The organism is Corynebacterium choanae, assembly GCF_003813965.1.
GTDB classification, from domain to species: Bacteria; Actinomycetota; Actinomycetes; order Mycobacteriales; family Mycobacteriaceae; genus Corynebacterium; species Corynebacterium choanae.
In genome coordinates this window covers 1,002,942-1,022,231 of record NZ_CP033896.1, presented here as the reverse complement: position 1 = coordinate 1,022,231, position 19,290 = coordinate 1,002,942, and the positions used below count along the sequence as shown (strand labels likewise).

12 protein-coding genes are annotated in these 19,290 nt (G+C 55.6%); 1 reads left to right on the top strand and 11 read right to left on the bottom strand.

What is annotated here, in order from left to right; all coding sequences use genetic code 11:
* Positions 1–7: 7 nt before the first annotated feature.
* The 11 genes from CCHOA_RS03745 to CCHOA_RS03695 form a co-directional block, all read right to left on the bottom strand.
* Positions 8–979 (bottom strand): ABC transporter permease, encoded by a 972-nt coding sequence (locus CCHOA_RS03745; protein ID WP_245992239.1) that lies wholly within the window; start codon positions 977–979, stop codon positions 8–10.
* A 146-nt stretch (positions 980–1,125) separates the two neighbouring features.
* A complete protein-coding gene (locus CCHOA_RS03740; RefSeq protein ID WP_123927027.1) occupies positions 1,126–2,118 on the bottom strand; it encodes an ABC transporter permease in 993 nt (330 codons plus the stop codon).
* Entirely contained in the window at positions 2,118–3,641 is a 1,524-nt protein-coding gene (locus CCHOA_RS03735) for a sugar ABC transporter ATP-binding protein (protein ID WP_123927024.1), read from the bottom strand. Before CCHOA_RS03735 ends, CCHOA_RS03740 begins: the two co-directional genes overlap by 1 nt.
* Before the next feature lie 227 nt (positions 3,642–3,868).
* A complete protein-coding gene (locus tag CCHOA_RS03730) occupies positions 3,869–4,891 on the bottom strand; it encodes an autoinducer 2 ABC transporter substrate-binding protein (RefSeq protein WP_123927021.1) in 1,023 nt (340 codons plus the stop codon).
* A gap of 1,095 nt (positions 4,892–5,986) precedes the next feature.
* Positions 5,987–6,502 (bottom strand): GtrA family protein, encoded by a 516-nt coding sequence (locus tag CCHOA_RS03725; protein WP_123927018.1) that lies wholly within the window; start codon positions 6,500–6,502, stop codon positions 5,987–5,989.
* A 189-nt stretch (positions 6,503–6,691) separates the two neighbouring features.
* On the bottom strand, positions 6,692–7,612 hold the full coding sequence (locus CCHOA_RS03720) for a pseudouridine synthase (RefSeq protein WP_123927015.1): 921 nt from the start codon (positions 7,610–7,612) through the stop codon (positions 6,692–6,694).
* A 949-nt stretch (positions 7,613–8,561) separates the two neighbouring features.
* Positions 8,562–9,689 carry a succinyldiaminopimelate transaminase gene (gene dapC / locus CCHOA_RS03715; protein WP_123927012.1) on the bottom strand — a complete coding sequence of 376 codons (1,128 nt, stop codon included), beginning with the start codon at positions 9,687–9,689 and terminating at the stop codon, positions 8,562–8,564.
* Between the two features lie 602 nt (positions 9,690–10,291).
* A complete protein-coding gene (fdxA, locus tag CCHOA_RS03710) occupies positions 10,292–10,615 on the bottom strand; it encodes a ferredoxin (RefSeq protein ID WP_123927009.1) in 324 nt (107 codons plus the stop codon).
* Positions 10,616–10,977: 362 nt separating this feature from the next.
* Positions 10,978–11,418, bottom strand: coding sequence for a hypothetical protein (locus CCHOA_RS03705; RefSeq protein ID WP_123927008.1), 441 nt, complete (start codon positions 11,416–11,418; stop codon positions 10,978–10,980).
* A gap of 530 nt (positions 11,419–11,948) precedes the next feature.
* A complete protein-coding gene (gene mshB, locus CCHOA_RS03700; protein WP_123930769.1) occupies positions 11,949–12,929 on the bottom strand; it encodes an N-acetyl-1-D-myo-inositol-2-amino-2-deoxy-alpha-D-glucopyranoside deacetylase in 981 nt (326 codons plus the stop codon).
* Between the two features lie 548 nt (positions 12,930–13,477).
* Positions 13,478–15,829 (bottom strand): ABC transporter substrate-binding protein, encoded by a 2,352-nt coding sequence (locus CCHOA_RS03695; protein ID WP_164472376.1) that lies wholly within the window; start codon positions 15,827–15,829, stop codon positions 13,478–13,480.
* 902 nt (positions 15,830–16,731) lie between these two features.
* On the opposite strand from CCHOA_RS03695, the gene CCHOA_RS03690 reads away from it, so the two are divergent.
* Positions 16,732–18,768, top strand: coding sequence for an OPT family oligopeptide transporter (locus tag CCHOA_RS03690; protein WP_123927004.1), 2,037 nt, complete (start codon positions 16,732–16,734; stop codon positions 18,766–18,768).
* Positions 18,769–19,290 lie beyond the last annotated feature (522 nt).

The following is a 19,290-nucleotide window of genomic DNA, read 5'->3' as shown; positions in this document are numbered from 1 at the left end:
CTTACCTCTACTTGTCGGGTATTCGCCGAGCTTTTGCAATGGCGATATTGTTTACGATAATCGAAGCCAATAACACCGCGCCGAGTGCCAGGAGTTGTGTGCGAGGTCCAGCAGATCCTTGCAGGCCAATAAGCAGGCCGGCGTTTAACCATGTGATCAGTAGTGCACCGACGACAACACCACTCACCCGACCGAATCCGCCTTGGATTAGCACTCCACCTAACACCGCGATAGTGATCGCCGGCAGCACCATGCCGTTTCCGGCAGTTCCCGCATCGGGGCGGGCACTAGCGAATTGGGCAACGTTTACGACCGCTGCTAAACCACATAACGTTCCCGACAGAAGATATGCACTTGCCCGAACCCCATTGACATTGTGTGCTGCATAAGTTGCAGCAACATCATTGGTGCCCACTGCCAGCAATGATCGTCCCCAACTTGTTTTTTCCAGCAGAAGCCAGCAAACCACCATGGTTGGAATGAAGAAGGTCAAGGCTTGCAGCGGCAGGAGAATCCCTCCGCCAAGTGGGATATTTGCAGTCAGTGCGTTCGTTGCGGCGACCTTCGCCCCGGAGATTGGCGCCTGATGGCTAGCCACCATCGCCAACGATGCATAAATGTAGGAGGTAGCAAGTGTCGCAATGAGCGCCGGGAAACGAAAATACCCAATGAGCAGCCCGTTACATCCGCCGAACAATGCACCAGCGATGATCGCAATCAACGCAGATAGCGCAAGCGGTAATTCCCAGGTTTGTACACAGTGACCAAAGACCACACCTGCCAGGGAAACCATTGCACCGACCGATAAGTCAATACCGCCACGACCCGATGTAATGACAAACATTTCCGCGAGCCCCAGAATCACCAGCGGCACAAACGCCTGCAACGACGATGCCATGTACGGCAAATCAAACGGGGCGAAGAGATATCCACCACGACCAAGGAGCCAAAACAAGACGACCAGAAGCAGTGTAAGCACACTCAAGCTTGCTGCGCGTTCCTGAAGTAACAATTGCTGAATCTTGCGCGATACCGGCATCGCCGGACGTCCAGGTCTAGTATTTTGCTGCATCGTCCCAGGTGATGACGACACCGTGTTTGCAGCGTGGGATTGGTTTCGTGTCCTCATCGCACTTCCCTCCTTGATTGGCGGAATAGATCGACACCGACTGCGATAATGATGATGACGCCAACAAACAGCAACGTGAGCGTGTTGGGCAGGTGGAGGTGAATGACGGCGGCTTGCACACTGCCGACCAACATTGCGCCCAAAATGCTGCCCAGCACAGTGCCACGGCCACCCATCACTGATGTTCCGCCGATCACACAGGCGGCAATCACCGACATCTCAACGCCAAAACCCGCGTTTTGCTGGATCAGTCCACCTGCACCAATTGACACACAGGCAGCGATGCCAACAGCAATCCCGGAGGCTACATAAACAAGAAATATTCGCCAATTGACCCGCACACCGGCCAATCGGGCGGCCTGCGGATCGTTGCCGATCGCATACAGGTGCCGTCCAGTTGCCCAGTGACGCATATACACCCAAGCAACGATCCCTAATCCGATGGTGAGCCAAAAGGCGTTTGGGATTCCGAAGAGTGACGCTGACACGTCACCGCCGATCCCCGACAGGGTGCCGGGGACACCAGCAACCTGATTGTCACCAAATATCTGTAGTGCAACGTAACGAAACACGTTTAACGTGCCGAAGGTGCATACCATTGCAGGGATCTTGCCCACCGAGATCAGCAAACCATTAATCGCCCCCAACACCGCACCCACAACAACAGCTATCAGTACCGCGACGACTGCCGGAACTGCAAAATCACGAAGGAGTTTGCCGACAACCACCATCACCACTGCCATGGTGGAGCCGACACTGACATCAATGCCACCCGTGACCATTACCGCAGTCATAGCGATTGCCATGATGGCAATCGGCGCTACACCATACAGGATCGCAAACAAGCTTCCAGTCGTGAAAAACGTATCTGTTACCACTGACATCAACAGCCAAAGCACGATGATGACGCCAATCAGTACAAGTTCCTGACCTTCAATATGGCCACGGAAACGGCGTAGACGCGGCGAGCGAATCTGTGAGTCTCGCATCACTTTCCTCCTTCCAGAGTTTCACCATCATTGCCGGAGGCTGCGTCGAGCAGCTCCGCTGCCGAAACATCACCTGGGAGTTCGCACACGGTTCGACCTTTTCGCATCACAATGATGCGATCACTTAAAAGTCGAATCTCCTCCAAATCAGTTGACACGATTAACGCAGCGTTGCCTTGATCAACATGGTCGACGATGAGGGAGTGAATATCAGCCTTCGCACCAACGTCAACACCCTGGGTGGGTTCTTCTGCAAGCAACACCAAGGGATTCTCAACAAGCTGACGAGCCATCACGATCTTTTGCTGATTGCCACCGGATAGATTCGAAATCAACGTATCTGGTCCAGGGGCTTTCACCCGCAGTGCAGCAATAGCATCTGCAGTGGCTTTTCGTTCCTTGGCATATTGGAACCAACCTTTGGAAGAGAAATAGCCCAGGTGAGAACAAGAGATGTTAAATGCAAGGCTCTTCGGCAAAAACACGCCTTGAAGTTTGCGGTTGCCTGGCAACATGGTCACCCGGTGAGCAAGTGCGTCCTTCGGTGATCGGAAGGTGACTTTCTTGCCGTCCACTGTGATCGTGCCCGCCTGTGGAGAGCCAATCCCGTAGAGCAGTCGAACAAATTCGGCAGTACCCGATCCGATAAGCCCATATAAGCCGACGATTTCTCCTTGTCGAATACTCAGTGACGCATCATGCAGTTTGGATCCTGTAGCAAGATGCTGGACATCGAGAAGCACCGGGGTGTCAGCAGCGAAGTTTTTTTGCTGCTTATCAAGTACTTGAAACTTCTCCCCCACCATTGACTCTGCTATAGCTCGGGAGGAAAAGCCTTGAGTTTCGCGAGTTTCCACCACTGCACCATCACGCATCACCGTCACTCGATCGGTAATTTTTCCAATCTCATCCAACCGGTGTGAGATATAAATCACGCTAATACCCCGAGAAGTCAGCGAGCGGATCAAGCGGAAGAGGGTATCGATGTCTTTATCTGCCAAAATTGCGCTTGGCTCATCAAGAATCAGCAGCTTTACAGGTGTTGCGAAGGCTTTCGCTATTGAAACCAGTTGCTGTTCGCCGACCGGTAGATCACCAACCCGCGTATTCGCTAATTCCGGGTCGAGCTCTAACTGCCCAAGTAGGTCGCCGACGTCCTCAAGTTGGGTGTTCCACTGTACTTTGCCAGCTTTTGCGATTTCCCGTCCCAGGAAAATGTTCTCAGCTACGGTGAGATCCGCAAATAGCTGTGGCTCTTGATAAACTGCAGAGATTCCACAACTCATCGCGGCTTGTGTATTTCCCAGCGGCAGCGTTTCACCATCGATTGTGATCGTGCCACTATCGGGTTTCTCCGCGCCACTGATCATTTTGATTAGTGTCGATTTTCCGGCGCCGTTTTCGCCAACTAGTGCATGTACTTCGCCGGGAAGTACTGACCAGTGCACATCGCGCAGTGCGTGGACACCGCCATAGCGTTTATCGACACCTGCAACTTTCAGCAAGGGCTGCTGTTGATTCATCGCTAATCCTCCCTTCCTTGCTCACTGCGCCAACTTCCCCAACCCACCAGCGCAGGGGTGAAGAAAACCGGCGCTGGTAGGAGCATTCTGGTTGCCTTTCGATGTCGCTCACCTTTGTCCTTGATGGCAGCTCATTGCAGGTGCGATCTTTCGATCCGGGAAACGGTGAGACACCTGGGCAATCCCTAGATGTGGGAGCCGTTGACGTCGTTGCTGACAGCCGGTTTTTAGTAGTTATAGTTACCGGCGTTATCAGCGGTGAGGATAAGTGGATCACCCATGAGCAGGGTTTTATCTGCATCGTTGTAGGTGACTCCCTTGATTGGCCCTACGTCCTGGGTCGGCTGGAATTGCTCACCCTTGGCCAGCATCCATCCTGCCCAAGCAGTGAGATAGCCCTGGTTGTTGACATCCCACAGCACGGAAGCTGTCGATGACCCGTCTTTGAGATATGGCAGCATTGCCTGTGGGGTACCAACGCCGACAGTGAATACTTTCCCGATGTTTCCGGTTTCTTGTACGGCTTGGGCGATCCCCGGGGCAGCGGTAGTGCACGGCCCGATTAGCCCTTTGAGATCAGGATTAGCATTCATCAAATTCTTTGCCATCGTCACAGCTTTGGGCTGATCTTCATCGGCATAAACCACATCGACAATGTCAATATCGGGATAGTCGCTCTTCTGCTTCTTTTTGATGACATCAATCCAGGAATTCAGATTCGCGGCAGTCTGACCGCAGGAAACGATGGCAATTTTGCCTTTCCCGTCAATCGGTTTCGCAACCTCGTCGAGCAGTGCCCCACCAATCCCTTCGGCGGTGGCTTGGTTCACGAACACTTCACGCACGCTACTTGTTGCGTCGGTGTCCGTTGTACCAACTCGAATTCCTTTGTCCGCAGCTTCTTTCATCAGCGGCGCGATCGAGTCCGGGTCGTTAGGGGCGACCATCAGTGCATTGACCCGCTGCTGCATCAGTGAACGAACCACATCACTTTGGGCGGCCGGGTCAGCAGTGGTCGGGCCACTGTAGATCCAGGTGAAACCGAAGTCTTTTGCGGCCTGTTGACCACCAGTGTTCATCGCTTCGAAGAACGGGATCCCTTGGATCTTTGGCACGAACGCTACTTTCATGTCGCCGGTGGCCGTGGTGTCGCCATCGGCAGCGGTGTTTCCACCGTTGCCGCCAGCACAGGCAGTCATGCCTGTCAGCAACCCGACGCAGGCCAAAGCGGCTGCAGTTTTGCGCAACATACCCATGGTGCACTCACCTATCCCTTCGCTGTTCACAGCGTTTTGAAACGGTTCAATTGACAGGTTTCAACGTAACCAATCCACGGGGAAAGAAACAAGGGGTTTAGATCACACCAAACGACCCCTGTAATCCGACTCACAGCCTGAGCGCAGCTGTGATACCTAGCCGTTGATCAGGGAAGATCCGATAGATTGCAGCCTCACCCACCCCGGCAAGAATCGCAGAAAAAGTAGTTTGAAAATTCCCCGATCCGGGGGTGGGATTCCACCCCAGATCCCCCCTCTTGCCCGCTCACCATCGCCAAGAACGACCAGTAACGCAACCAAACCCCACCAGGCATAGCGGTTTCGCCTTCACAAATGAGCGCTACGCGAGGGATCAAAGGCGAAATTCCAAGAAGGTTCGCACCCCGGATAAGGTTGAACCGATTAGAACAACCCTCCCTACGAACGTTGAGCCGATCGCCGCATAAATACACTGTCGACAACCACGCTCGTACGGTGAATTATTGTAATTCCAAACCCCAACTAAGGCAGTCCGTTCAATAGTGATCTCAATTTTAATACAATTGACTCTGATCGATAAATAACTAGATCAGCAACGCTGCCTGATGACAATGTCCAAAATAAAGCGCGGGGTAAACTGTTCGCATAGCGCTTGGAATAAGATTGGAAATCATTTAAAAGTCTCAGGCTCTGAGTGACGACGCAAACAGCCAGCTCTGGAAGGTGCCGGATCCGCAGTGCAGTAGATGCTTTTCTGACTGATACACGAAGTGCATCATGTCATGAACCGGCGGCACAGTATCACCAACTTACATGTGTTCTGCGCTTTAACTAATCGATAGCAGTAGCCGGAGAACTACAAATCTCCGAAAAACTTCGCTACCCACAGCAATCCAAGATAGTGTTGCTTTCACAGCCATTTGAGGTAAATCGCAAGGTCTATTAATGAGTGTCAGCGCACCGCCTTGAGAAAACCATTCTGATCAGGTTGCAGAACAATTAGTCGTCGCGTAAGGAAAACCTTCGGATGCCCGTACATAACCTGTTTGATAATGCGCCACCTGGGGGCTTCCCCAAGCGTTTTGGCCTTTAAGATTTGATTCCTCTAAACGTCCATAGTTTGTTGACGACAAAGTTGATCGGCATCGACACAACAATAGAGATCAACGTCGCCCAATACAGCTTGGTGCGCAAACCAGTGGAGTCATCGAACACATCTGAGGGAAGGGACAATGGGCTGTGCGGATTCATCAGTAGCGTCATCACGATAAGGCTGACAATCAGCGCCCCAATGCCGGTGGTAAGAAAAGGGAAAAACTCCCGCCACCAGCCACGCCGTTGGCCGCTGCGGAATGTCCACATGCGGTTAAGCTGGTAATTCCAAGTGTTAGCCACAAGAAACGCGATGGTAAAGAAGACGTGATACCAGCGAATGTTGAACCGGGTGCCGAGCAGGTTAACAAACGTGTCATGCTCGGTGACATGCAACACGGCATAGGTGAGTTTGTTGAGCAGCACCACAACGGCAGCATTGACCACAGTGCCTGATCCGCCGACTATCCCAAAACGCAAGAATTGGGCGAGATCTGTTCGCGAAACTGCCATTGTTGCCTCAACTAAGTTGCTTTTTTGAATCCATTGCCACCGACCCTGCACCACAAACAAGCACAGGGACTAGTTGTTAGCTCGCGTGTTGAAAACGATGCACAGTTGGCCTTCGACATATGCTACCGAGGCAAGCCCTGGAAGTGATAACGCCTGCTGCCGCGGCACTTGGGTCACTAAGCACCATGGCTAGCTGGCGGCCGACTGCAAGGACTGCAGCGTTGCAAAGCAATACTTGTGGCCATCCAGAGGGTCGGTAAAAGCCATCGTGGCAGCAAGCAGCTGTAACGGATGGGTGAAGTCAGCAAGATTGAGGCCCTTGTCAATGGGATAGGTGTCGTCACCGATGATCGGGGCTCCGAGATGATGGCAGACCACCCGCAGCTGATGGGTGAAACCGGTCACTGGCTGCATCTCCACCAACGTTGGATCGTCCCTGCTTATCAGCCGCAGCCTGGTTGTGGTCAAGGTTGCCTGCGCTGTGTCTTGCACAGTGACTTGTCGTGAACCGGGCTGTTTCACCATGGGAAGTACAAGTTCAGTAAACGTGGTATCCAGTTGGGGTAGTGGACGCACTAGGCGCGCCTGATAAGTTTTGGTGACTGCCCGGCGCGCGAAGAGTTCATGATAGTCCCGCCTCGTGGCGGGATCAGTACTACACATCACCAGACCGGCGGTGAGCCGATCGAGCCGATGCAGCGGCACAATATTGGGATTGTCTTCAGCGACGCGAAGCCGAGTTTGCACGGTGTTGCGCACCAGGCGCCCGTTGGAACTCGTCGGCAGGAAATGAGGTTTGTCGACCACCATAAACCGGCGATGGCGAGCAATGACCGTATAGTTCAGGGGAATATCCGGCTCTGGGGACAGCGGCGGAAACATCCACGCTGGCTGCGGTTTGGCAAGCAGTGTTCCAGGGGTCAATACGGTGCCCGGCGCATAGGGACTGTCACCTGCTGCAGCTGCAACATAGTCAATCCCATCGATTGGAACGCTTCCTCGAAGTACTACCCGACGGGCCGAAATTCCCGCCCGGGGCGCTGGTCGGCCGGTTACCGGATCACCCGCTACCGGGTTTGTCGCAGGTGGTGTGCTGTGACTGTGGTTCATGTTGCTGCTCGTCTTGTTTGCTCGTTGGGTCTGCTGTTTCGCTTATGCCGCATTCTCCCCTGTTGTGGATCGTTGTGGCTGCTGTTGCACGGAACAATGCCTCAGCTGATTCTGCGCGAAGGTGTTCCGTGCATCGTGGCTGCTATCCGGGGTGGGTGGAGTCCGCGAGCCGGTGTAAGTGCAGTGCAGCTGGTCGAGTGTCTGTGTTCGGTGCTGATTTGTTGTCGGTGATCGGTGCTTTGCGTTGGTCTGTGATCGCCACTCGGTGCTGGCAAGTGGGCAATTTGGCGGTGCGCCGGATGCTGATACTTGCTGCTTTACAGTGCTGTGTTCAGTGGTGGGTGCTGTGTGTGGTGCTGGTGATGGTTTTACGCTCACCGTGGATCCGTATTTGCCGGCGGCGCGGGTGTTGCATGCCAGCTGCGGGGGTTCGTCCCGCATAAAGGTGTCGCGGCTTCCCACCGGATTGGGCACACGTCCAACCCTGGACGTAGTCAGTGTGGTCATTTTGGCCGACCGGGCTGCAGTATTTCATCTGCGAAAACAAATCTTCGGCGCAACAGGATGCGGTGCAGAAGTCTGTGTACCGTCCATTCCTCACGGTGACCTTCCCATGTATGGTGCTTGCTGCGCGGCATGCGCATGGTCACACTCGCCGCGGCAAGGGATGCACACATCGGATACGCAACTATGGTCGCCAGCCCCTTGGGGTGAAAGCTGCACGACGAGGAAAAGCCACCCTAATCAGTTGCACAATGCCACACAGATCAGTTGCGCAATGCCGCACCGATCACCAGTGCTGAAAAACACACGAAAAAGGTGACAACAGCAACAGCTGTGCACAGCTACTAGTTCGGGAAGAGAACTGCTGCAGGGCAGTGAAGCGGGGGCGGGACAACTCACCAATCCGGGTGAATGCCCCTTGCCCGCTGGTGGCGGCAGTGCACAGTTACCTGTCGGTTGCGACAATACGATCGGCAGCCGCGTGCATTTGCTCCAAGGTGCCGGTGAGTGCGACACGGACGTGGTCTTTGCCGCGTGGACCGTAGAAGTCCCCTGGGGCTACCAGAATGCCGCGCTCCGCAAACCAAGCAAGTGTGTCCCGGGAGGATTCCCCACGGGTGATCCACAGATACAGACCAGCTTCCGAATTGTCGATGGTAAACCCGGCTTGGGTAAGCGCCGGGATAAGCACTTCGCGACGCTGCGCGTAGCGCTGGTGTTGCAACCATTCTTGATCAGCATCTTCAACTGCTGCAATCATCGCTGCCTGAATAGGGGTTGGCACCATAAACCCGGTGTGTTTCCTAATCGCTAACAGCTCCGCGATCAGCGCAGGGTCGCCGGTAATCCAGCCTGCCCGGTAGCCGGCCATATTCGACGTCTTCGACAGCGAATGGATCGCCAACAGGTTACGGTGATCACCCCCACTGACGCGCTCATCCAAAATAGATACCGGCGGATTGTCAGGGTCGTAGCCTAATCCCAGATAGCATTCATCCGATGCCACAATACAGTCGCGGCTACGGGAAAATTCCACAACTTTTTGCAAATGGGCCTGTCCCAGCACTTTGCCGGTGGGATTACCGGGAGTGTTGATAAACATCAGCGTCGGCGAGGACGGTCCGAGTTTCAGCAACGAATCAGCCCGGGCGATCCGAGCACCTGATAACAGTGCCGCCACCTCATAGGTGGGGTAGGCGATCTCTGGGATGACAACAGTATGCCCTTCCCCAACACCAAGAAGTGTGGGAAGCCCGGCAATCAGTTCCTTTGTGCCGATGCAGGGCAGAATATTATCCGGGGCAATCCCGGTCATGTTGTACCGGGTCGCCATGTGCTTGGCGAGCGCTTCCCGCAGCGCCGGTGTGCCGTGTGTAGTGGGATATCCGCCATCGTGGCCGTTCTCGGCGAGCGCAAGTTGAATCGAAGGGGCAACCGGATCAACTGGGGCGCCGACAGAAAGATTAATCAGGCCTGCTGGATGGTTTGCGGCCCGTGTTTTCTCAGCAGCAATAGTGTCCCAAGGGAAATCGGGAAGTACTGCTCCCCGTGGCTGGCGTGGCGGATGACTCATAGTCATCTAATCTAGCAGCCGTCCATTGCAGCCCAGTGACAGCCATGCAACATCAACGGCGATGAGCAGCGAAATATTAATAATCCCAAGCTATCCAGGTCGATATTTGCCGCACTGGTAGTGAAGGAATAGATTGTGTCCACCCGGAACGCGATGCCCCCAACAAGGCAGGAGATTGGCAATACCCCATCAGGCCGATGATGCGCACGAGGCTGATGTTGCGTACGGGGTTGGTTATCCTTCAGCTCCTGCGACCTACTGCAACCCGGCGACGCAACAGCACAGCTACGCAGACTTCCTCATCACAGTGACAGCTGGCGTTGATCAGGAAACCAGGCATTGTTCGGCTTTGTCCGGGCAGAGGAACCGTTAGGTGGAAAGGCCGCGACGTCGCAACATGTGGTTTACACTTTCCTCCCTATACCGGCAGCACATCCGTGCCCAGCGCCAGGTGCTGGTGTCACTGGCGTGCATGAAACCGGCCGCCCGGATGGGATACGAAGAAAACCACCGCATGCCCCAAAATACACGGGGCACAGCGGTGGTAAGCGTTGCTCGAACCAGCTAGAACGTTGCTTTAACCAGTGAGCAAGCCAAGGCATCTATTCCTGGTTTTGTGGCGGCAGTTCGCTAATCCACGGGACATCGAAGTCTTGCGGACCGATTGCTTCAGCCCCACCGGGGGAACCAAGATCATCGAAAAACGCCACGTTAGCGTCGATATAATCAATCCATTCATCAGGGACATCATCTTCGTAGAAGATAGCTTCAACCGGGCAAACCGGTTCACAGGCGCCACAGTCCACACATTCGTCCGGATGGATATAAAGGGTCCGCTTCCCCTCGTAAATGCAGTCGACGGGGCATTCTTCCACGCACGCCTTGTCCATGACGTCGACGCAAGGCTGCGCAATCACGTAAGTCATTATTGCTACTTCTCTTGAGGTTTCGGTTCATCCGGTCGGTCCACGGCTGGCTACCGCCTTGGGGTGGTAGCTAGTGATCCGCACCAGGTTGGTCGACGATTCACTGTGTGAAGTCCTCCAACAAGTGCGGTATCCCGAGCCGATGGTGATATCTGCCACCACAGCGTACTCGGCCAGGCCGCAGATACGAAAGATAGGTTCGGCTTACTTGTCAGATTTGCAGCCGCATTCGTTCCACTGCAACACTCCCCAGCAGTGCTCACCGCAGACAGATTCACACACCCCACGCCACCGTGTGCTGCACAGGCCTTGTTGCCTGCGAACCATGCTGGCTGTTGGGACGGCGCGCGTTGGTAAAACCTTTACACGCCGTAGCGCGGCGCCGGATTTCGCACCACCAGCATCCCACCAACAATGCCTGCCATAACCAGCAATACTGATCGAAGATCTGGTGCCACAATAAAGCGTCCACCGAAAGCCGGATTGATCACTAAGGACACCACGACTAGCAGCCACACCACCAGCGGTGCGGCCGTCACCAGGAAAGAGCGTGACCACAACCGCGCAGTACTGCACAACACATAGTTCAATATTGCGGCAAACACGATCGATAGCGGAAACGCGATTGAATGACCACCGGGAAGCGGAAGCCGCCAGGTGAGATACACGATCTCCATGAGTCCGCTGATCGCCGCTGCGGCACAAAGCCACAGCAAAGCCAGCACAATCTCCCCACGGGAAGCAGGTTTACGAACTAGCCGATGCAACCGATTATCGGATGATTGCTCAGCACGATCTGTCATGGTTTACCTTCCAACGGGTTGTGCTTCCATTTTGCGCCACGGCAACAAGGAGTTGATCCTTGCACCTTGTGTGCATCCACCTTCCACCGAGCACATTTGCTGTGCAAACAAGCAATCTACTCCTGCAACGAACCAGGGACAGCACAGAGCAAGGAACAACACGCAAGGAACTTCTATCACTGTAAGGCACCTACGACGGGCATCCGAATGATAAATTTTCCGCGGTATCCCCAATCCGGCAATGAAACCAGGCACCGGCGACACCCAGGGACAATCCGCCGGGCAGCTGCAGTAAACGCAATCGGCATCAGGCACTGCGTTCGCTGCGGAATTCAACCCGCCGAAGGAGATACTGCAGGTCATGGCACCCAGCAGCCGATGCTGCAGGGAAACACCATAGACAACCTCTAGGTCATAGCGTCTTGCAAGGTGCAGCAAAACTTGGTGCAGCAAGTCTTGAAAGCTCTGCGTCTTCCGCTGCAAGAATACAAGAGGTCGCGAACCTTGACCCCGTTTTTGCAGCATACCCGCTAGCGCAAGAAAAGATCCGCTGAATCTACCAGGTGTGGAGGTTGTCCTGACGCAGGGCTAAGCGGTGTTGAGCCACTGTGTGACAGGGCAGGACCTGCCCCGAGTTGATAATATTCCCGCCGCAATAGTGGCTGGGTGATCAAGTTTGATAATGCAAACACGCCACACACGGTGGAGAAATCTGTCACTGTCGCATATGCCGGCGCCGGGCGGGTGACTGCAGTGGTACCGTCAGCAATCCACAACTGTGTGGCATGGGCTTTCATCGCCGCGATTTTTGCCGCACAATCCGCCTCATCCAACGCGATAGCGATATCAGCATCCGCAACGCAGGCGATCTCCTCTGGTTGTGGGATGCGCCACCCATCAGGGGCTGCAGCAATAGCACGACTTCCTGTTTCCAATGCTGGCTGCCAAGTCACCGCCCACAAAATCCGAATCGATTGCGCATACGTGTGCAGCGAGTCGTCGCCGGTATGTGCCGACGATGCAAGAAGTTGAGCAACCGCGGCGTGAGTGATTTCATGGGCACGAATATGATCCGGATGACCATAGCCACCATCGGGACCGTAGGTCACCAACAGTGACGGTCGTAACCGGTCGATAATCGCGACAAGATCCTCGACTGCCTGCTCACCACTGTGAATAAACGCCCGCGGATGGCTATTGGCCGCATCCCCTACCATTCCCGAGTCCCGATAGGTGCCAATCCCTCCGAGATAGCAGCCACGAACCTGCAATGCGGCCAGCGACTGCTGCAGTTCAGTGTGCCGATATCCGCCGAGTTGATCCGCATGATCGGCGACCAAGCCTTGCAACGGGTCGCTGATCACTTCCCCCTGCTCCCCGAGCGTACAGGTCACCACCGTGACATCGGCTCCGCGGCGGGCAAGTTGCGCCAGCAAGCCACCTGTCCAAATCGCCTCGTCATCCGGATGTGCATGCACAGCAATGATCGATTGCCCCGTGAGATCACGCACGCTACAGGCATCGACTGGATGTGAATCTGGTTGCAAGATCGCAGATGATTGTGAAGTGGTTGGCATATGGTCAGCGGATTGTTGTTGCACAAACCCTGTTCTACCACACTGATGAATCTCGCGAACTCGCGCCCTTGGCATGTGGCGACCGCTCGCAACTGGCCAATATGGAACACTACAGTGATCGTGCACTGCCAGCCGCACGGCAAACAATTGGTGGCACAAGGCAACCCCCTCCGCAGCTGTGCAACATGCTGTATAGCTCTGCGACGTGCAGTATTGCGGAACTTGAAACACATCGGACAACAGCACCTTGGCCACCGCTTCAGGGATGCACCACTAGTAACGCGACCCAACCCCATCGTGAGTGTCCTGTGGGTGGTAGCTACCGCGCTGGCAGCGCTACAACGAGTTGATTCGCTGTCGCCTCCATGCTGTCGGAGCAGGCTTGGGTATGCCAGTGCTGACAATGTTGCGTCAATGCTGGCGCCCTCATTGTTACTGCTTCGATCGGAACCACCTGCCAGCTTGCTGCAGGCGTAGAACACTTATCGATTCGTAGGCCGCAGCACTGTGCGATCGTCGATAAGTGGACGAAACGCAGTCGGAATCGGATTAATAAGATCAAGCGCACTGCCAGTCACCCACACCCGTGGACGCCGCAGCAGCGGAATGATCGCATGTTCCCGGTTGGCGACATCAGCAGCTGCTTGGGCGACCTCATCAAACGCAACTTCCCCAGCCAGCAGGCGATGAATATCACCGTCAAGACCCGGGTCACACAAACCACTGAAATTGCTATGCCGGGCAATCAACACGCTTCCTGCCGCTGAGCCTTCCGGCGGCAGGGTTCCCTCAGCACGTGCACCACTGTCGTCGGTTGTTGCCGTAACGGAGTTATCGTGTGCAGCAGCCTCGTTATCGTGTGCAGCAGCATCCCCCGCCAGGGCGTTATCCATCGATCCATCAGGGACAGCGTTATCCGCCTGATCTTGCCCCACTGGTTCACCATCTGAAGCGCTTCGAGGCGAAGGCGAGGTGGTGGTGGCCTCCTGCTGTAGGCGTGATCCTGCAGCAGCTTCTTCGTCGCTTATCGATGGTGGCAATAACGCATCGTCGACCATCGCACTGTGCGCTACAGCCGGACAACTATACCGGTCAGCGAGCAGCACCGGATTCGTGGTTGGCTGCTGCCAGGCGACAAACGCATCAATGGTGCCGGCCGGAAGTAACACCCCGGTCGCTTCAGCGACCGTGGCACGATACGTTTTTGCCGGAATCCCCACCCGGCTTAATTGGTCAGCGATCACCTCAGCGGCAGTGACCGCTTGCTCATCATCGGCGTCAGCGCCGATAACCACCGCCCGCCCTGCTTGACGTACCGCAGTAGCCAACGCTTTTTTCGGCGGTGTTGACTGTGTATCACTGGCAGACTCAGGATCAGCTGCTGAGGACTGTGTTCCACCGTGGGTGGTCGTAGTTGCCGCAGTCTGAGTGTTCCTAAACGGCACCTCGGCAAGGGCACGACCTTGTTGATCATAGAAGTTGGCGCTCACAAATTCTTCCGGTAACGAGACGTCAGCTAACTGGTCAATCAACGGTGCCACCAGTGACGGTCGTTCCCGCAAAGATCCCGCAATCCCCCGGGACACAATCCTGCCGATTTGGTCATAATCTAAAAGGCCAGCAAGCTCCCCGCGAATCTCACTGGTGTACAAAATCGGCGAAGAAACCGAAAGCGAAAGCTGCAGATCAGCGACTACCCCAAACGCTGGGGTCACTGTCACATCAGGGAGTAAAGCAAGCTGCTCAATCATCGTCGGCGCCGCGGTGAGATCAATTGCGGCAAGTTGCTTCGACCGCAGCATGGAACCCACCTGGGTGGGATGATCAACCTCGACGAAATCGAGTCGATCCAACGGGGAAGGATGTGGACCCCAATACCGGTCATTGCGATGCAACTCGACTGCACCACGGAACTGGTCAATATGGGAAACGAGGAATTTCCCCGCCGAAGCGGGAATCTCGTTTTGGAGCGCATCATGAAAACTCACCTCTCGTGGGGTGAGCAGATGCGACGGCAGCAAATGGGTAAATAAAACGGAAGGGTCAGCAAGTGGGGCACGCAGCGTCACATCCACCGAAGTGCCGCCGTCACTGACCGCAATATCAGCAATCCGCGAATAGGCGGCATAATCAAGCGCGTCAGGGGTGTTGATGATCGACTGCCACAAGTAGACGAAATCATTACCAGTAATCGGGGTGCCATCAGACCATTGCGCCCGCGGATCAATCTCATAGTGCAGACGCTGCGCTACCTGCACGGCTTCCGCAGCGGTATCTGCCGCCGCCTCGGTGGAGGATGCATCATTGTGTGCCGGGTCAGGAGCAGCTTGGTTTTCTGCTGTGGTTTGTCCGCCACCGGGCGGGTCTGCTGGCAAGGTTTGACTATCGGATTGTGCAGCGTCATTCGGCGCGGCAGTGGCTTGTGTTGTACCAGGTGCCGCTGCTGTGGGGTACGTGTCAGCAGAAAACGCGACAATGAAATCTTCATTGAGCTTGCCATGCACAAAGGCGCTGGGCAGCACCAGATCGCTCAAAGTAACAACAAAATCATTGCGATCACTAGCCAGGTGGGGATTGAGCCCGCTAGTGATCGGATCAATACCAACAACCAGTGTGCCGCGCGGCACCACTGGCACCGTAGAGACTGTGGATGTTGGGGTTGTTGGTTCGGCTTCGTCGACAAGTTCCGGCTCCGGCATAGCACAGCTTGCAACCAGCACACTGACGCTGAGCACGGTCAGCGCCCGCTGCCACCAGCGGCGGCGTGCAAACCAGTGCTGCTGTTGCTCTCGTCGATGGGAGTCGATAGTAAACACTTGCTTGGTTGTACCCACGATCACAAAGCGTACCGGCACAGCCACTGCTTCGGCACGCCAGTGCGGGGGGTTGGTAATCCCCCAATCGTTGCTCACTGCCGATCCACCTGTAAGCACACAACCCGGCACCATGCCCACAGCCGACCACGGGCTGCTTTGATGGAACCGACGTTGCACCAAGGACAATCACTGCACCGTGCAATCACTGCACCGGGCACCGACTACACACAGCCTATCTTCCATGAAATACGGAATATCCAAACAGCGCAGTAGCTGGTCTCGCCGCAACAAGGTGTAACCAGATGCAGCCGTGCCCTGCACGCGGCGGCGAACCCTCGTTCCGGCGACGAACCCCCGCTCCGGCGGGAGACACCGGCATTCTTCACCGGGAGTGGCTTTCAGATACAGAGTAAACAAAGCTGTGACAGCTATGTCCTGCAGCGGGTTCAGAAGACCAACCCATGGGTGTGACGGCGATCATAATGGGCAATGGGAGGGGCGAATCGCAATACTTTCCCACCTGCTTTTGCGCAGCTTATCCGGGATAACTATTGCTTCATCTACGGTGAGAGTACCGGCCACATTGCAACGACTACCTGCAATTTCCTGTGCCTACTATTTGATTTGTCCTGCAACACCGGGGAACAATGTTGCAGTTATCTTGTGCACCGGCAAAAGAAACGTAGAGCGCAACCTGGGATCACCATTCCACTCTGCTGCAGCGATGCTTGGACACGACAGCCCGGCATGGCCAAATTGTGGCAGCGACATCCAGGTCTAGGTACTGCGATGGTTGTTCGACACCGCACCGCAATACGCAGGGCTTACGCTTCCCCAGTTTGGTGCACACAGTCAGTGGACGCATTCGCATGCGCCATGGCATGGATGTACAACCGAAAAGGACGGGCTCTACTCCCCTCATGACTACTACGACTCCTGCGGCACCCCAGCAGGCGAATTCCGCTCTTAAAGAGCTCACCCTCCGCGGTGTGCTGCTCGGCGGACTGATCACCCTGGTGTTTACCGCCGCAAATATTTATCTTGGCCTGAAAGTGGGCTTAACGTTTGCCACCTCTATTCCTGCTGCTGTGATTTCCATGGCGGTGCTGCGCCGGTTTAAAAACCACTCCATTATGGAGAACAACATTGTGCAGACCATCGCTTCGGCGGCAGGTACCCTTTCGGCAATTATTTTCGTGCTGCCCGGTTTGGTGATGATCGGCTGGTGGACAGGTTTCTCCTATTGGGAAACCGCGTTTGTCTGCGCGATCGGCGGCATTCTCGGCGTCACCTATTCCATTCCTTTGCGCCGGGCGCTGGTCACCGGCTCTGACCTGCCCTATCCGGAAGGTGTTGCGGCAGCAGAAGTACTCAAAGTTGGTGACGCGCAAGGTTCCGTCGCAGAGAACAAAGCAGGACTGCACACCATTATCGTGGGCGCTTTAGCCTCCGCCGGAATGGGGCTTATCGCCGCGATGAAACTCGCTGCCGGTTCGCTTTCGAATGCATTCCGCTTCGGCGGTGGTGCCACTATGATCGGCTCCTCCCTGTCGCTGGCACTCATCGGTGTCGGTCACCTGGTGGGCTTAGGCGTTGGTGCGGCGATGATTGTTGGTTTGCTCATCTCCTACGGGGTGCTGCTGCCGATCTTTACCGCCGATGAAGTCTCCAGCCTGTCCGCCGGTGCAGATGTTTCCGATATTGTCGGATCCACCTTCTCCTCGGATGTGCGGTTTATTGGTGCCGGCACAATGGCTATTGCTGCCGTGTGGACCTTGGTGAAAATTATCGGCCCTATCGTCTCCGGAATGCGGGAATCCTTAGCATCCTCCCGGTCACGGCAAGCTGGTTCGACGGTGCCTTTGCAAGAACGCGACCTGCCGTTCACAGTCGTTGTGGGGGTAACTATCGCCTCCATGCTGCCAATCGGCCTGCTGCTGTGGCTATTTGTCAAAGACACCCCGCTGGTACACCACACCGGTGCGCTGATTGCCCTGTCGATTGTGTATGTACTTCTTGTCGGACTGCTGGTGGCTGCAATTTGCGGCTACATGGCCGGTCTTATCGGGGCGTCGAACTCCCCCATCTCTGGGGTGGGCATTATTGTCGTGATTTCCGCCGCCCTGTTGATCAAAGTCGTCACCGGCGGCGGAAATGCCGACAATGCTGACGGCCTGATCGCCTACACACTGTTTACCTCGGCGGTGGTATTCGGTATTGCCACGATCTCGAACGACAACTTGCAAGACTTGAAAACTGGTCAACTGGTCGGGGCTACCCCGTGGAAACAGCAGGTTGCGTTGATGCTCGGTGTGCTCTTTGGGGCGGCGATTATTCCCCCTGTCCTGCAGCTGATGTACACCGGGTTCGGTTTCGTGGGTATGGAAGGTGCCGGTGCGGACGCCCTCGCCGCCCCACAGGCGGCACTGCTGTCGTCTGTGGCACAAGGTATTTTCTCTGATTCACTGGACTGGTCACTGATCGGCATGGGGGCAGCAATCGGTGCTGTCATCATTGTGATCGATGAAGTGTTGCGGAAAACCACCAAGTCGAAGCAGCTGCCACCTCTTGCCGTCGGCATGGGGATGTATCTGCCGGTGTCGTTGACGCTGATTGTGCCGATTGGTGCGACGATCGGTGTGTTCTATGACAAGTGGGCAGCGAAAGGCACCCATCCGGAGCTGATGAAACGCCTCGGCGTGCTCATGGCCACTGGTTTGATCGTTGGTGAATCGCTTTTTGGTGTGCTCTACGCCGGGATCATTGCCGCCACCGGTAATGGTGATCCACTGGCCGTCGTCGGCGACTCCTATCCGGCCACCATCGCCAACTGGGCAGGCTTTATCCTGTTTGCCGGGCTGATCATCGGCTGCTACCTGTGGGTGAAAAACTTGGCAGTGCGCACAGCAGCTGCCACTCCACCCCCGGCACAACGGGAACAAGCCGCCGGCCTGTAAACCATCAACAGTCACCACCAACTGGTAGTGACTCACCCCACCAACACCCGGTTGTGATCCCCCGCTGCAAGGCAGTGTTGCTTGCACACCATACGCGGCGGGGACACCAGGTCAACTCCCCGACAATAACCGGAATCATCGACGGTAGCCAGTACGCACCAACTCGGCGCGTAGAACACTGCCGCGGCTGGTGAGAAGTTGGCCGGGAATGACTTCACCCCCTGGTGCAGCACTGTGTAGCCCACAGTGGTGTATCAGGGGGTGTGGTTTCTCAGGGGTTTGCGCGCCAGCAGCTGCCTCTGCGTCGACAACGAGCACTTCAGATAATGGGGTTGAGGGATTCCCAGCATTGCAACACAAAAGCCTTCCACTGGCGGCAGGCACGATGGAAAAACATCGACGTTGCCGGTGGAAGGCTTCTGTATTGGCGGTTAGCAGGCTGCAGAGGAGATCATCCCGCTTGCTCTCCTACCGTGCTGGCAGGCGCAACGGTTGCCCGCCGGATCAGTGCCTGATCCCGGC

Bases quoted from the DNA above. Each gene is read 5' to 3' on its own strand.
- CCHOA_RS03740 (WP_123927027.1), bottom strand. From the start codon at position 2,118: ATGCGAGACTCACAGATTCGCTCGCCGCGTCTACGCCGTTTCCGTGGC.
- CCHOA_RS03735 (WP_123927024.1), bottom strand. From the start codon at position 3,641: ATGAATCAACAGCAGCCCTTGCTGAAAGTTGCAGGTGTCGATAAACGC.
- CCHOA_RS03730 (WP_123927021.1), bottom strand. From the start codon at position 4,891: ATGTTGCGCAAAACTGCAGCCGCTTTGGCCTGCGTCGGGTTGCTGACA.
- CCHOA_RS03725 (WP_123927018.1), bottom strand. From the start codon at position 6,502: ATGGCAGTTTCGCGAACAGATCTCGCCCAATTCTTGCGTTTTGGGATA.
- CCHOA_RS03720 (WP_123927015.1), bottom strand. From the start codon at position 7,612: ATGAACCACAGTCACAGCACACCACCTGCGACAAACCCGGTAGCGGGT.
- dapC (WP_123927012.1), bottom strand. From the start codon at position 9,689: ATGAGTCATCCGCCACGCCAGCCACGGGGAGCAGTACTTCCCGATTTC.
- fdxA (WP_123927009.1), bottom strand. From the start codon at position 10,615: ATGACTTACGTGATTGCGCAGCCTTGCGTCGACGTCATGGACAAGGCG.
- CCHOA_RS03705 (WP_123927008.1), bottom strand. From the start codon at position 11,418: ATGACAGATCGTGCTGAGCAATCATCCGATAATCGGTTGCATCGGCTA.
- CCHOA_RS03690 (WP_123927004.1), top strand. From the start codon at position 16,732: ATGACTACTACGACTCCTGCGGCACCCCAGCAGGCGAATTCCGCTCTT.